General features: G+C 40.8%; 12 protein-coding genes. 3 read left to right on the top strand and 9 right to left on the bottom strand.

All coding sequences use genetic code 11. The features are described 5' to 3' along the window. The 5 genes from ACMZ6Z_RS07990 to ACMZ6Z_RS08010 form a co-directional block, all read right to left on the bottom strand. Positions 1-2,331 (bottom strand): glycoside hydrolase domain-containing protein (locus ACMZ6Z_RS07990; protein ID WP_416132037.1); only part of this gene is annotated, 2,331 nt, incomplete at its 3' end. 376 nt (positions 2,332-2,707) lie between these two features. Beyond that, the gene (gene lacD / locus ACMZ6Z_RS07995; protein WP_416132046.1) at positions 2,708-3,694 is read right to left on the bottom strand and encodes a tagatose-bisphosphate aldolase; all 987 of its coding nucleotides are present in this window, start codon (positions 3,692-3,694) and stop codon (positions 2,708-2,710) included. Between the two features lie 14 nt (positions 3,695-3,708). Further along, positions 3,709-4,884: an SIS domain-containing protein gene (locus tag ACMZ6Z_RS08000; protein WP_416132038.1), complete on the bottom strand. Its 1,176-nt coding sequence runs from the start codon at positions 4,882-4,884 to the stop codon at positions 3,709-3,711. A 12-nt stretch (positions 4,885-4,896) separates the two neighbouring features. After that, complete coding sequence (locus ACMZ6Z_RS08005; protein WP_416132039.1) at positions 4,897-5,622, bottom strand: GntR family transcriptional regulator; 726 nt, start codon at positions 5,620-5,622, stop codon at positions 4,897-4,899. A gap of 217 nt (positions 5,623-5,839) precedes the next feature. After that, entirely contained in the window at positions 5,840-7,132 is a 1,293-nt protein-coding gene (locus ACMZ6Z_RS08010; protein ID WP_416132040.1) for an adenylosuccinate synthase, read from the bottom strand. 514 nt (positions 7,133-7,646) lie between these two features. Between ACMZ6Z_RS08010 and ACMZ6Z_RS08015 the strand changes: the two genes are divergently transcribed. The 3 genes from ACMZ6Z_RS08015 to dusB all read left to right on the top strand — a co-directional run bounded on the left by ACMZ6Z_RS08015 (position 7,647) and on the right by dusB (position 10,271). Further along, on the top strand, positions 7,647-8,123 hold the full coding sequence (locus ACMZ6Z_RS08015) for a hypothetical protein (RefSeq protein ID WP_416132041.1): 477 nt from the start codon (positions 7,647-7,649) through the stop codon (positions 8,121-8,123). Between the two features lie 311 nt (positions 8,124-8,434). Continuing rightward, a complete protein-coding gene (gene hslO / locus ACMZ6Z_RS08020; RefSeq protein WP_416132042.1) occupies positions 8,435-9,307 on the top strand; it encodes an Hsp33 family molecular chaperone HslO in 873 nt (290 codons plus the stop codon). Further along, positions 9,294-10,271 (top strand): tRNA dihydrouridine synthase DusB, encoded by a 978-nt coding sequence (dusB, locus tag ACMZ6Z_RS08025; RefSeq protein WP_416132043.1) that lies wholly within the window; start codon positions 9,294-9,296, stop codon positions 10,269-10,271. The genes hslO and dusB overlap by 14 nt, the downstream gene beginning before the upstream one ends. A 25-nt stretch (positions 10,272-10,296) precedes the next feature. On the opposite strand, the gene ACMZ6Z_RS08030 is transcribed toward dusB, so the two are convergent. The 4 genes from ACMZ6Z_RS08030 to ACMZ6Z_RS08045 all read right to left on the bottom strand — a co-directional run bounded on the left by ACMZ6Z_RS08030 (position 10,297) and on the right by ACMZ6Z_RS08045 (position 13,288). Beyond that, the gene (locus tag ACMZ6Z_RS08030; RefSeq protein ID WP_416132044.1) at positions 10,297-11,580 is read right to left on the bottom strand and encodes an ABC transporter permease; all 1,284 of its coding nucleotides are present in this window, start codon (positions 11,578-11,580) and stop codon (positions 10,297-10,299) included. Next, positions 11,561-12,247: an ABC transporter ATP-binding protein gene (locus tag ACMZ6Z_RS08035; protein ID WP_416132047.1), complete on the bottom strand. Its 687-nt coding sequence runs from the start codon at positions 12,245-12,247 to the stop codon at positions 11,561-11,563. The genes ACMZ6Z_RS08030 and ACMZ6Z_RS08035 overlap by 20 nt, the downstream gene beginning before the upstream one ends. A gap of 613 nt (positions 12,248-12,860) precedes the next feature. Beyond that, a complete protein-coding gene (locus tag ACMZ6Z_RS08040) occupies positions 12,861-13,157 on the bottom strand; it encodes a bacteriocin immunity protein (RefSeq protein ID WP_416132045.1) in 297 nt (98 codons plus the stop codon). After that, complete coding sequence (locus ACMZ6Z_RS08045) at positions 13,157-13,288, bottom strand: ComC/BlpC family leader-containing pheromone/bacteriocin (protein WP_416132048.1); 132 nt, start codon at positions 13,286-13,288, stop codon at positions 13,157-13,159. The genes ACMZ6Z_RS08040 and ACMZ6Z_RS08045 overlap by 1 nt, the downstream gene beginning before the upstream one ends. Between the last annotated feature and the right edge of the window lie 47 nt (positions 13,289-13,335).

The following is a 13,335-nucleotide window of genomic DNA, read 5'->3' on the forward strand; positions in this document are numbered from 1 at the left end:
TATATCATCAATACGATCAAGTAGCGGCTTCATTGATGGCTCGTAATGGTCAATAGCCACACTCAACTTGAGGGTTTTACCATCTTTATTGCGATAATTGCCTAAAAGATCTAGCACTTCTTGCATCACTGCTGCTGGACGCTCATCGAGTGCAATATAAGCCTTATCAAACCAGCCCTTTTCATCCAGATGGGCAATATAGGCGGTTAAGAAAGCCCCCCAAGTGTCTTTCCATTCTTGTCTGGTATCTTTTTTACCGTTGACTAAAACAGGGTTAAGTTCTTTAAAGACTAAACGGTCTTTGGTTTCATCCGTATAGCCGACACGGTTTTCCCAAGGCGCAATCGAGAAGGATTTGATTTGTTGATCAATACCAAGCTCCATTGCTAGGTTGACGTATTTATCAAAGTGATCAAAATCAAATGTAAAGCTACCATCTGCTTTTTTAGTCCATTTGACCATGGATGGGTATTTATCATAGGTCTGGTTGTTCCAAGGATCTTCAACAACAGTTGCTGTGATGGACTTACCACCAACCTTTTGATACTCACTCAGTTGCTGGCGTAAGATAGCCAGATGCTCCTCTCCAAAAAGCTGATCTTTAGGAATGCCATAATAACGAGCCACTGTGTAAGGGTATTGCCAAAGCTCCACGCTAAAGCGATTTGACTCTGGTTGTTCCATTGGCAATACTTCAAAGCTATAAGGTATGACAACTGGCTTATCGTCGTTGTCAGCTTTGTAGGTCAAAGTTCCAGTGTAGACACCTGGTTTGGCATCTTTTGGCACTGAAATGGTAACCCAACTGCCTTGCAATGTTTTAGCAGGAATAGCGACTGAGGTCGCTTTATCAATCACATCTGGAACGAGCTCTTTTGGCGCTTTAGGAATGTTAAATTTATTACCACCACGCGCGATGTGAGCACTGGTATCTTTCAAAAACTGAACTTTAATATGATCAGCAGAAATAACCCCACCAACAGTCATAAAGTCAGAAGCAGTCCCCGTGACATTCTCTAAGTCTGCCTGCTGACTAAAGAGTAGGACTTCCGCATTGATCTGATCATTGAGGTAGGCGAAAGGACGCTCAGGGCGAGTTGGTGCTTGATTTTTCAGGCGTTCATAGTCTGTTTTTTTATAGTGGTGACCGTTGCTAACAACATGAGCTTGTAGTTTCAGCAAATCTTCTGGAGTAGTCGTTGCTGTATAACTAACATCAATATGTCTCAGCGCAAAGCCAAGTCCTGAAGTTTGAACTAATTTTAGGACATGCTCACTCTCTGGCAATTCGTCACTAGCAAAAAGCAGGACATTTGTTTCCTTCTTATTTTTATAGCGAGCATCTATCGTTCCAACTTTCTTATTATTTAGGAAAACATCTAACTGTGCACCTTCTATCATACCAATCTCTTCAGGAGATAACTTATCACCAAAAATCTCTACTTTTTTACCGGTAAATTTAAGGGTGGCAGTCGGGTTATTGCTAGCGTCATCGTCAAAATCATATGATAGTTTTGAATTATCTCGATAATCCATCCACATTCCAGTATATGTGATTTTATTTTTTTCATCAGATGTTGTTGCATCTGTACCTAAAATCTTTATTGTTTTTATCGTTTTCTCATCAGATTCTGATGATTGATTGGAATCTTTTGGTTGAAGTTTTTCTAAAGCTTTATTTATAGCATCAACGTAACCATTAACGATGGCTTGTTCAGTAGCTAATTTATGAAATTGTACTGCATTGATTGCTTCTTCAAGGTTTTCCAAACTTGCTTTAGTATAAACATCTGTCTTATCAGACTCTTGAAGAGCTAACATCAAAACGGCATTGAGCGCTGTGTAATCAGCCAGTTCAGGTGTTGCAGATCGAGTAGTAACACCATTGTTGTTTGAGGATGATGGTTGAACTAAAGGCCTCTCTTGAAGTCCTGCCAAAGCCTGCTCTATATCAGTCACGTAGCGGTTAACAATGTCTTGTTCAGCTATTGTTTTATCAAAAGAAACAGCATTGATTGCTGTGTCAAGTGTCTGAAGACTTTCCTCAGTATAACGATCTGACTTAGCAAGCTCGACTCCAGCACGGCCAAACACGGTAAAAAGAGCTGTGTAGTCAGCTGACTCCGTAGATACTGCTGGAGCAGTAATGGGGATATTATTTTCAACAAATTCCCCTGTCACAGGAGCATTGGTATCAGCCTTGGCAGTCATTGTAGCAAAGGGAGCTAGACTCAAAGCTGGCAAAAGAGCAAGGTATAAATGCTTATGACCTCTTAAAATGCGGTAACGTTTGTTGCTACCAGGGTTAGATGATGTTTTAACTGTCTTCATCGAAAGAACCTCCTTTTTGTTAACGCTTACATTGGGTAGAAAATAAAAAATAACAGATACACAATGGCGTCACTATTAGTATAGTGGCATCTATTATTTTTAATCATTAAAATGACAACAAGGGGACACCTCAACCTCAAAACAAGGAGGAAGTGCCTATGCGACAAGGTCTTTGACCTGTCCCTTTTTGTCACCCATCTGAAAAACAGATGGGTAGGTCAATCAAGTTTATTAACTAGATAAACTCTTAGTTTCTTAACTCAAAACATCATCTCTCTTTGTCATTGAAAACGACAGCAAGTGGATTTGTTTGATTGACTATCAAGAGTCAGTCCTTGAGTCTCATTTCTACACTTGGAGAGCTGGTATAGAAAATTTAGTTAATTTTATCTTCCCAAGAACTTGCTGTTTTTTCGAGCACTTTATTGAGATCATCAATATTCTTGAAACCTTCTGTACGCAACCACTCACGAGCCGCCTCTGCACCGTCCTTGATATAAACAGGAACACAACCTGCCCAGGTCGCACGACCACAAAGAACACCGTTGAACTTAGCACCTGATGCTGCCGCAAATGCAAGTGTTTCTTGGAATAACTTAGCTGATACTCCTGCACTCAAATAAATGTATGGCAAATCACTGGCTGCTTCTTGATCCTTAAAGGCTTGAGCTGCTTCTTCTTTGGTAAAGAGAACCTCATCCTTGGCAAAGCCCTCAACATAATTCATGTTAACAGGCACTTCAACTTTAAGCACATCAACACCAAAACGCTCTTCTGAGAAGACCTTCATGGCTTCATTGACCTTACGTGCTTTCACTTTAGCAAATTCTGGGCTATTATTATCCGAGATTTTCTCATCATAAGTCAAGATTTCAAGGTAGAAAGGAATGTCTTCTGCACGGCATTCTGAACCAAGGCTTTCGATATAGGCTTTCTTTTGGTCATTGACAGCTTCATCACCATCAACATCATAGTAAAGTAAGAACTTAACGGCATCAGCGCCTGCTTCTTTGATACGCTTAGCTGACCATACATCTAAGCAATCTGGTAAGCGACTTGTTGTTGTCGCATCATAGCCTGTTTTTTCATAAGCTAAGAGAAGCCCTGAAGCGTCATCACGTACTTTTGTTGCTGGCAAACCGTACTCAGGATCAAGTAGGATTGAAGAAGCATACTTGGTCAACTCTTCTGAAACCAAGCTCTTTAGCTCTTCGATTTGTTCTACCGTTGGTTCTTCTGTCTGATGTTGCGCCATCATGCGTTTTAGAGCACCACGTTGGTCAAAGGCAAGGGCTGAAATCACCCCGTCTTGACTGAGTTGCTCCATTGAGCGACGCTTGTTTTTGGTTAGTGTTAACATGATTTCTCCTTAATGTATTATTTTTTAAAATCGTGAATAGTAACACCTTTAACAACACGGTTAACTGTACCTGTCGCTGACGGTGTATCCGGAAGATTCTTAACCTTGATGGCAGATAGCAAGGCAATCGTCTGCGCAACAAAGATATAAGGCAAGGCTAAGTAAGCATCTGGCAATAATTGATCCGCCTCAAACTCAAAGCGATCACCACTAAAATTACGCTCGCCTTTTTGGGTCAAAGCAAGGGTTTGAACGGCAATAGCATCGCCAGCCACTTCCTCTAAAATGTCTATGTCATAATCACGAACATAAGGGTCATTATTGACAAAAGTGACCACCACTGTTTGCTCATTGACAAATGATTTTGGCCCATGACGAAAGCCCATTGAGGAGTCAAAGACTGTGACAATTTTCCCTGCTGTTAATTCAAGTAGCTTCAACTGTGCTTCACGCGTTAAACCAGAAAGGCTACCTGACCCTGTGTAAACAATACGATTAAAATCAAGGTCAACCACTTCTTGTAGTTCAGACTCACGTTCCACAACACTAGCTGCCATTTTCGCTGCAGTCTTGACGTAGCTTTCTTTATCGCTATCACTGTTTTCTTGATCAAAGACAAGCAAGGCCGTTAGCATCATACAAGTGAAGCTTCCTGTCATTGCAAAGCCATCATCGTTAGAGCGCTTTGGTTGCAAGAGGAGTAAGTTATTATCTTGAGTTTTAGCAGCTTTAGCCAAAGCCCCTTCCTCAGCACAGGTGATGCTCATGTGATAAACATTTGGCACTAATTGATTGGCCAAATCAACTGCTGCGATACTTTCTGGGCTATTACCACTTCTCGCAAACGACACCAATAAAACAGTATCTTCAGGATAAAAGTGATAGTGAGGAGCTGCTACAATATCAGTTGTCGCGACACTTGAAAAGAGAAAACGCTCACGGTCACCCTTTGTCTGCAAGTAGTGAACAATGCTATTTCCTACATATTCTGATGTCCCTGCACCAGTGAAAATAACTTTAACCGCTTTGCCATCGGCTGATGCGACAACTTTATCTAAGAAATGATGGATGGCTTCTTTTTGAGCCTGATAGGCTTGAAAAGCCTCCCACCACAATTCTGGTTGCTGCTTAATTTCACGAGTTGTGATTTCAGCGCCAAGCTTTTGCAAGTCATCTACAGATGATGTAAACATAAATACCCCCTTTTAAGATGGTTTGTGAATAATTTGATAACGGAATTGATCAGCACGAGCAATACTAAATGTAAATTCAATCATGACATTTTGAGCATTGTAAGTATGTCTCGTGATATGTAACACAGCCGCTCCTTTCTTAATGCCTAGCAGATCTGACTCATAGTCTAGGGCAATGCTAGCAGAAAATGCTTCTTCTGCTATACGGATGGTCTGATTGAAATCCTGAGCAAAAATATCGTACAAAGGTTTTGACATCATCACATCCTTTGACAAGGTTTCAAATGAAACAACTGGAATATAAGTTCTCTCAAACATCAACGGTTGCCCATCTGCCAGACGTAAACGTTCAACTTCAAACACTTCAGTCCCAACAGGCATGTCTAAATAAGAGGACAGATAGCTCGTGACAAGCACTCTTTCAAAAGAGAGAATCTTGGTCTCTGGCTTTTTCCCAAGTGACTTCATTTGCTCAGTAAAGCTATAAGTTGATGCCAAATCAGTCTTTTTAGTTTCAAAATCAGAGACAAAAGTCCCTTTACCTTGAACCTTATAAATCAACCCTCTAACCTCTAGCTCTTTCAAGGCTTGTCTTACCGTAATACGACTCACATCAAAAGCAGTGCTCAATTCTCTTTCAGAAGGCAGACGATCATTTGGAGACATCGAATCTCTGATACTCAATTCTAATGTGTCAACCATCTTAAGGTAGAGCGGCTTTTTTTCTTGTTTTTTCATAGCAACCCTCTCGATAGTTCATCTTGTTATAACCACTTAAAGTATATAATATATGTTAGTATGGTGTCAAGAAAAAACACAATACTATTTATAACGCTTTCATATTTTAAAATAAAAAAGGAGGGAATCAAACCCTCTCTTTAACTATTGTAACATTCAAGTAAAATCAATGGCTTTTAATCACTTCTTTACAACCATTAAGATGATCTAGGATGAATTAAATATTTGCCCAAACCGACTCTAATATATTCGTCTGTTCGCGTCCTGGTCCTACTGAGAAGGTAGAAATACGAACGCCAACCAATTCACCAATACGACGAACATAGTTGCGAGCATTTTCTGGAAGGTCTTCTAGGCTACGAACACCTGTGATGTCTTCAGACCAACCTGGAAGCTCTTCGTAGATTGGTGTGCAACGTTTGAGTTGTTCAAGGCTTGCTGGGTAATAATCGATACGCTCACCATCAAGGTCATAAGCCACACAGATTTTAACCGTATCAAGGCCTGACAGCACGTCAATGGAGTTAAGTGACAGGTTGGTAATTCCTGAGACACGACGGCTGTGTCGCATAACAACAGAGTCAAACCAGCCCACACGACGCGGGCGACCAGTTGTTGTTCCATATTCCTTACCAACTTCACGGATACAATCACCAACTTCATCGAATAATTCTGTTGGGAATGGTCCATCACCAACACGACTGGTGTAGGCTTTACAGACACCAACAACCTTATTGATTTTAGATGGACCAACTCCTGAACCGATGGTCACGCCACCAGCAACTGGGTTTGATGAAGTTACAAAGGGGTAAGTCCCTTGGTCAATATCAAGCATAACGCCTTGTGCCCCTTCAAAAAGAACACGCTTACCGCCATCCAAAGCGTCGTTGAGGATGACAGATGTGTCTGTCACATACTGCTTGATTTCTTGACCATATTGGTAGTATTCTTCGAAAATATCGTCAAAAGCCAATGGATCTGATTCATACATTTTTTCAAAGAGACGATTTTTCTCAGCCAAGTTGGTTTTAAGGCGTTCTGCAAAAATCTCTTTATCCAACAAATCAGCGATACGAATACCAACACGCGCAGCCTTATCCATATAGGCTGGACCAATCCCTTTGATGGTTGTTCCGATCTTATTGTCCCCTTTCGCATCTTCTTGAAGCTGATCAAGCTTGATGTGGTAGGGGAGGATCACATGGGCACGGTCAGAGATACGAAGGTTGTCAGTTGTGACACCCTCTTCGTGGAGATAGTTCAATTCTTTAACCAAAGATTTTGGATTGACCACCACACCGTTACCGATAACTGAGATTTTTTCTTTAAAGAAAATCCCTGACGGAATCAAATGAAGTTTGAACTTCTTGCCATCAATCACGATGGTGTGACCAGCATTGTCACCACCTTGATAGCGAGCGATCACCTCTGCGTCCGCTGACAAGAAATCCGTGATTTTACCTTTACCTTCGTCGCCCCACTGGGTACCAACAACTACAACTGATGTCATATCTTTGATTCGGGCTGCGTCCTAGGCAGGATTAAGCCCTACTCCTTTTCTGAAAAACGATTGGCAGGAATTTCACCCGCGAGTTTATCTTACACCCCATTATAGCAAAAACCGAAAACTTTTTCCAGAAAGCACTGAATACCAAGTTGATTACTAACATTGGCACTATTAAGAGAAGTAAAAATCAGGAAATTAACGGCTATTGTCCTTCTTGGATTGTCACATCCAACAGTTATTATTTGATCAGATACGAGTCGTCTATACCATCTTCTGGTAAGGTATCCTATGTTCATAACTATCGGTCAGTTAGAATAATTTTTACCATCTAGTTTGACATGCCTAGTTGGATTTTGAAAAAACTAGCTTATTATGATAACATAAGAATGTAATCATAAATAAAGAATAGGTCTAGAAAGAGAAATAAAAACGGAAACGATAATTGACTGAAACTTAAATTTATGTTTATTTTTAATTTACCCAGCCACATTGAAACCATTTTGAAAGGATGTTAAAAATGAAAACGAAGATAAAAAAATACATAATCGTGTTGTTAACTACAACACTTTTCTCTGCTACAATAACAGCTCAGAATCCTCTGATTCCAATAAAAGTATCTGCTGATGAAACCATTGTTAATAAGTCAGAAAAAGATGATTTATACATTCAATTACCCACAGATAAAAAAGAGCAATTTGATGAAATAGTCGCTGCCCTAAGTTTATCAGAGAATGAACAGTTAGATTTACTAAAAGCATATCAACAAGAACACCCTCGCAGGAGAAAAAGAGGCGTCAAATCTGCTGTAATAAAAAAAGTTGCTCGTTTTATTGCAACTAAATTAGGGCAAAAAAGTTTGGTAGAGGTAACTAATTATTTGTTTGAATGGCAAGACAATTTAGAAACTGGTGCTGAAAACTACCTTGTTAAGTATGGTTGGAATAGAAATCTTGCTCACTGGACAGTTAAAACTGCTAGCTTTATTTTCTTGTAATAATAAAAAAGATGGAGGATATCCATGACTAAAACATGCTTATTTTGGGGAATGACTATCTCTTATTTTATCATCAGTTTTTTTCACAAAGTGTTGGATATAAAAGTCTTAGGATCTTTCCAAATATTTCTAGAAAATTTGCCGATATATCTAAAAATAATATTACATTTATTACTGGTGTGTGCTGTGTTTGTTTTGTACCCTTACAAAACAAAGCAAGATCGTAAATAACCAATAAAATCTAATAAAGGCCTCAACCAAGGAACCTAGCGCTGTTGTCCCAGGTTCTTTTTTGCTATAATAGAGGCATTATGGATAAATTAATCAAATCAATTTCAGAATCAGGGGCTTTTAGAGCCTATGTTCTTGATAGTACAGCGACGGTCAAAGAAGCCCAAATCAAGCACGACACCCTAGCATCATCAACCGTTGCCCTCGGCCGTACCCTCATCGCCAACCAGATCCTTGCCGCCAACCAAAAAGGAGACAGCAAAGTGACTGTCAAAATCATCGGCAACAGCTCCTTTGGTAACATCATTTCCGTAGCAGATACCAAAGGTAATGTCAAAGGCTATATTCAAAACACTGGCGTTGACATCAAGAAAACAGCGACCGGTGAAGTTTTGGTTGGACCTTTTATGGGCGCTGGTCAGTTTGTCGTCATCGTTGACTATGGCACTGGTAACCCTTATACCTCGACTACCCCTATCGTCTCTGGCGAAATCGGTGAGGATCTGGCCTTTTATCTGACAGAAAGTGAGCAGACCCCTTCAGCTGTTGGTCTCAATGTCCTCTTGGACGACAACGATCAGGTCAAAGTAGCCGGAGGCTTCATGCTCCAGGTTCTGCCAGGTGCGACTGAGGCAGAAATCAGCCGCTATGAAAAACGCATCCACGAAATGCCAGCTATCTCAACGCTCCTAGAGTCAGAAGATCACATCGATGCTCTGCTATCAGCTATCTATGGTGATGAACCTTACAAGCGCCTTTCAGAAGAAACCATCGGTTTCAACTGCGACTGTTCACGCCATCGTTTTGAGTCAGCCCTTGCTACACTACCAGTTGTTGATTTGAAAGACATGAGAGACCAAGACCACGGCGCCGAAATCATTTGCCAATTCTGCGGCACTAAGTACCAATTTAATCAAGACGATTTGGAGGCTATTATCCGTGACAAAGCTTAACTCATCTTTTAGAATTGGGAATGTCGAAATCCCACACCGCACTGTCCTAGCACCGATGGCAGGGGTCACCAACTCTGCCTTTCGTACCATCGCCAAAGAATTCGGTGCTGGATTGGTTGTCATGGAGATGATTTCTGAAAAAGGATTGCTCTACAACAACGACAAAACCCTCCACATGCTCCATATTGACGACAACGAACACCCCATGTCCATCCAACTCTTTGGTGGCAATGCCGAAGGGCTAAAACGTGCGGCCGACTTTATCCAAACCAATACCAAAGCTGACATCGTTGACATCAACATGGGCTGTCCCGTCAACAAGGTTGTCAAAAACGAAGCTGGTGCCAAATGGCTCAAAGACCCAGATAAAATCTATCACATCGTCAAGGAAGTGACTTCTGTCTTGGATATTCCCTTGACGGTGAAAATGCGTACTGGCTGGGCTGATAGCTCACTCGCTGTGGAAAATGCCCTAGCTGCTGAGTCTGCGGGGGTTTCTGCCCTTGCCATGCACGGTCGAACCCGTGAGCAAATGTATCGCGGTCACTGTGACCATGAAACCTTGGCACGTGTTTCTAAAGCTATCACCAAAATCCCATTTATCGGAAACGGTGATGTCAAAACTGTCCATGATGCCAAGTTCATGATTGAAGAAATCGGTGTCGATGCCGTTATGGTAGGACGTGCAGCTATGAATAACCCACACATCTTCACTCAAATCAATCACTTCTTTGAAACTGGAGAAGAACTACCGGAACTCCCCTTTGCTAAGAAACTAGACATCGCTGAAGATCACCTCAAACGTCTGGTTGCCCTCAAAGGTGAGATGATTGCTGTGCGTGAGTTTCGTGGGCTTGCTCCTCATTATCTCCGTGGAACAGCTGGGGCTGCCAAGATCCGTGGTGCCGTCTCACGCGCCGAAAGTCTCCAAGAAGTGCAAGAACAGTTCAATCAACTGAGATAAGAAAAAGAGGCCAGCGCCTCTTTTTTTATTCATACCTCAATGACTCGACAGGATCTAACTTACTGATGTTTTTCGTTGGAAAATAAGCTGATAAGTAACCCATGGTAAAAGCAAGTAGGATCATCCCAAGAACAGATTGCCAATTAAGAGCAAAGACCCGCTCAATGTCTTTGTAGAAATGATTGACAATCGTATTGGCCAGGCCACCAATAGCAAGCGATATCACAAAGGCAAATAAGAGTGAGATGAAAGTAATCAAAAGAGATTCCAATAAGAAAATCGCCTTCACGTCTTTATTGAGGTAACCCACTGCTTTCATCACACCAATTTCTCGTGAGCGTTGCATGATATTGATGTAAACAATAACCCCAATCATAACAATAGATACCAACACTGCCTGTAAAGATAACACAATAAGCAGCCCCTGAGCAATTTTGATAACGTTAATGACAATATCAAGAATGGCTTGTTGAGATATGACTAGATATTTCTTGTTTTTCTTGATCTTATCGCTGATTTTAGCGGTATCCTCTGGATTTTTAGCCTCCAGCAAAAGATAAGGAATCGTCTTGGTAAAGCCGTTAGTTTCCATAGCTTTCGCTAGCTGATTGGGTGCCATAAAACTATTACTATCCCCCAATTCATCCTTGATGATGCGAGAAATAGTCGTTTTGATAGTGCCTGTCTTGGTGTCAGTTGCTGAATTTTCTACCAGTTGAAGCGTCACTTCCTTACCTAAAAAATCCTGATGATGATAGTTAGTTTTATTGGCTTTATTAAAATGCTCTATCAGCGTCACTGGAATCGTCAACCCCTGTTCATCAGCGTCCGTATATTCCTTGCCTAAGACAATCTCATCAGCATCATTCGCAACAACTGAAATGCTAGTATCCTGATAGAGACTCACTACTTGCGAATAGTTTGGAAGACTTTCTGTCATCCTTAAATTACCCAAGTCTTTGATATCCAGACTGCTCATCATCACAGAGAACGGCGCTTCCAGATACTTGATTTTATCTTTACCAACTAGCTTTTGCACCTCTGTCATATCATTTTTATTCAAGTTTCCTGTCTTAATGACTTCAGCATTGAGAGAGATTTGGATTTGTGAAGGAAGCTTGCCATTGCCAGTGTTTTGGTTAATCATCGTAAGAACAGCATTGCCAAGACCAAAAGAAATGATAATACCGATAAAGCCTATCGAAGTTGCCAAAGCAATCACCAGATTACGCCATTTACGCTCCATAAAGTTTCCAAAAGCCAACTTTAACTGATGCTGCATCGATAATTTATTTCGCGTTAGTTTCATGAATAACCTCACCATCCTTCATTGTGATAATCACATCAGCATAATCAGCAACTTCTGGGTTATGTGTCACGATAATCACAGTCTTTCCTAACTTTGCCAATGTCTCCAAAATCTCTAATACCATCGCCTGAGACTCTGAGTCCAAAGCGCCTGTCGGCTCATCTGCAACAATAATCTCAGGAGAGTTGACCAAGGCTCTAGCAATAGCCACGCGTTGCCTTTGACCTCCTGATAGTTGCTTAACATTTTTTGTCTTGAGTGTTAAAATACCCAAATCATCAAGGATTTTAGCCACAATTTGCTGACTCTCATGTTGAGATAAGCCTTGTAAATAAAGAGGCAATCGGACATTATCCTCAACAGTCTGGTGAGGAATCAGATCAAAGTTCTGGAAAATGAAGCCAATATGGTTTTTACGAAAAAGCGTGATGTCATCCTCAGACAAGCCACGCAGACTCTGCCCTTCAAAAGTGAGCTCCCCTTCAAAATCCCTATCCAAACCACTGATAATGTTTAAGAGACTGGTCTTACCACAGCCAGATGGCCCATAAATGGCTGTAATAGCTCCTTTTTGAAAAGACAACGATATATTTTTCAAGGCTTGTTCCCTATTTGTCCCATCAAGTTGATAGTATTTGTTAATGTTCGTTAATTGTAGCAAAGCGATTCCCCTCCTATAGTTGCTTGATAGAGTGTGGGACAAAAATCGGTAATTCGTCAGAATTCGATTTCCCTCACTCTTTTATGTCTAGGTTGGGGCTGAAACGGTCTATCCCCAGACCGTTTCACTCCCACCTCCGCACAGTTGAATAGGACTGTAAAAGCTAATGAAATCAGCGTATTAGAGTCCACTCAACCACTGCGTCTCGATTGACAATTCAAAAAATAATTGAGAGGCTAGGATTTTTGTCCCCGCCTCTAACTTACCAAGATCATTTCTCCTAACGTGATCGTCCTAGTCATCCTCACCTTGACTGTCAATGAATGCTATCGTTGTCATCTCTTAATCTTACCATTATACCATAGATTACTAACACCTCAGTGGTCATGGATAAAGCAAGAAAGCTCATACCCTAAAAAAGCCAGACAGTATTGATTCCAGTCTGGCTAGTGGTTTTGCTTCCTAACATAAATTATTTGTTTCTTACAACAAAACACGTTTAGGATAGCACTACTGATATTTTTGGGACGAAAAAATCCTGAATGCTAGCTATAGTGGACTAAGATATCTTTCTTAGGATTTCTTCGCTATGATTTAAATGGTAAAGCTACCAAACATCTTAATACCCGTATTTGATGTGAGATAAACTGCGTAATGCCTGTAACTGTTGCGATTGTTCTTTGGATAATAACAGATCCTGTTCTGCTAACACAGTCGCAATTGCCATATTCATACGGCTTAAAATAAAAGGAATGGATAACCTTGCTTCTTTCAGCTCTTTTTCATAAGACCTTAAAACAGTCTGCAAAGGCATCGTATGAGCATCAGCCTGAAGATCAATAAGCAATGTTTTAATGAGAGCACTTGCTTCTTGTTGACGCTCACTACCGCCAGAAAACCACTTAATAGTAGCCATTATGCTATCCCTCCAGAGTGCCAAATCGTTTTACAACCTGTTAATCCATAAGAAATCATTTTTCCACCCTTAACAGCGGCAAGTGATTCGGTGTCCAACAGTTCAAATGGTGAAATGGTTTGTGTAGTCATATCGAATACCTCCTTAAAATATTGTTTTGTGTCATGACCACGATTTA

It is taken from the genome of Streptococcus pluranimalium, assembly GCF_047785705.1.
Taxonomy (GTDB): Bacteria; Bacillota; Bacilli; order Lactobacillales; family Streptococcaceae; genus Streptococcus; species Streptococcus pluranimalium_A.

What these genes read in the sequence shown, in the direction of transcription:
- ACMZ6Z_RS08000 (WP_416132038.1), bottom strand. Translation starts at nt 4,884, where the DNA reads ATGTTTACATCATCTGTAGATGACTTGCAAAAGCTTGGCGCTGAAATC.
- ACMZ6Z_RS08005 (WP_416132039.1), bottom strand. Translation starts at nt 5,622, where the DNA reads ATGAAAAAACAAGAAAAAAAGCCGCTCTACCTTAAGATGGTTGACACA.
- ACMZ6Z_RS08010 (WP_416132040.1), bottom strand. Translation starts at nt 7,132, where the DNA reads ATGACATCAGTTGTAGTTGTTGGTACCCAGTGGGGCGACGAAGGTAAA.
- ACMZ6Z_RS08015 (WP_416132041.1), top strand. Translation starts at nt 7,647, where the DNA reads ATGAAAACGAAGATAAAAAAATACATAATCGTGTTGTTAACTACAACA.
- hslO (WP_416132042.1), top strand. Translation starts at nt 8,435, where the DNA reads ATGGATAAATTAATCAAATCAATTTCAGAATCAGGGGCTTTTAGAGCC.
- ACMZ6Z_RS08030 (WP_416132044.1), bottom strand. Translation starts at nt 11,580, where the DNA reads ATGAAACTAACGCGAAATAAATTATCGATGCAGCATCAGTTAAAGTTG.
- ACMZ6Z_RS08040 (WP_416132045.1), bottom strand. Translation starts at nt 13,157, where the DNA reads ATGGCTACTATTAAGTGGTTTTCTGGCGGTAGTGAGCGTCAACAAGAA.
- ACMZ6Z_RS08045 (WP_416132048.1), bottom strand. Translation starts at nt 13,288, where the DNA reads ATGACTACACAAACCATTTCACCATTTGAACTGTTGGACACCGAATCA.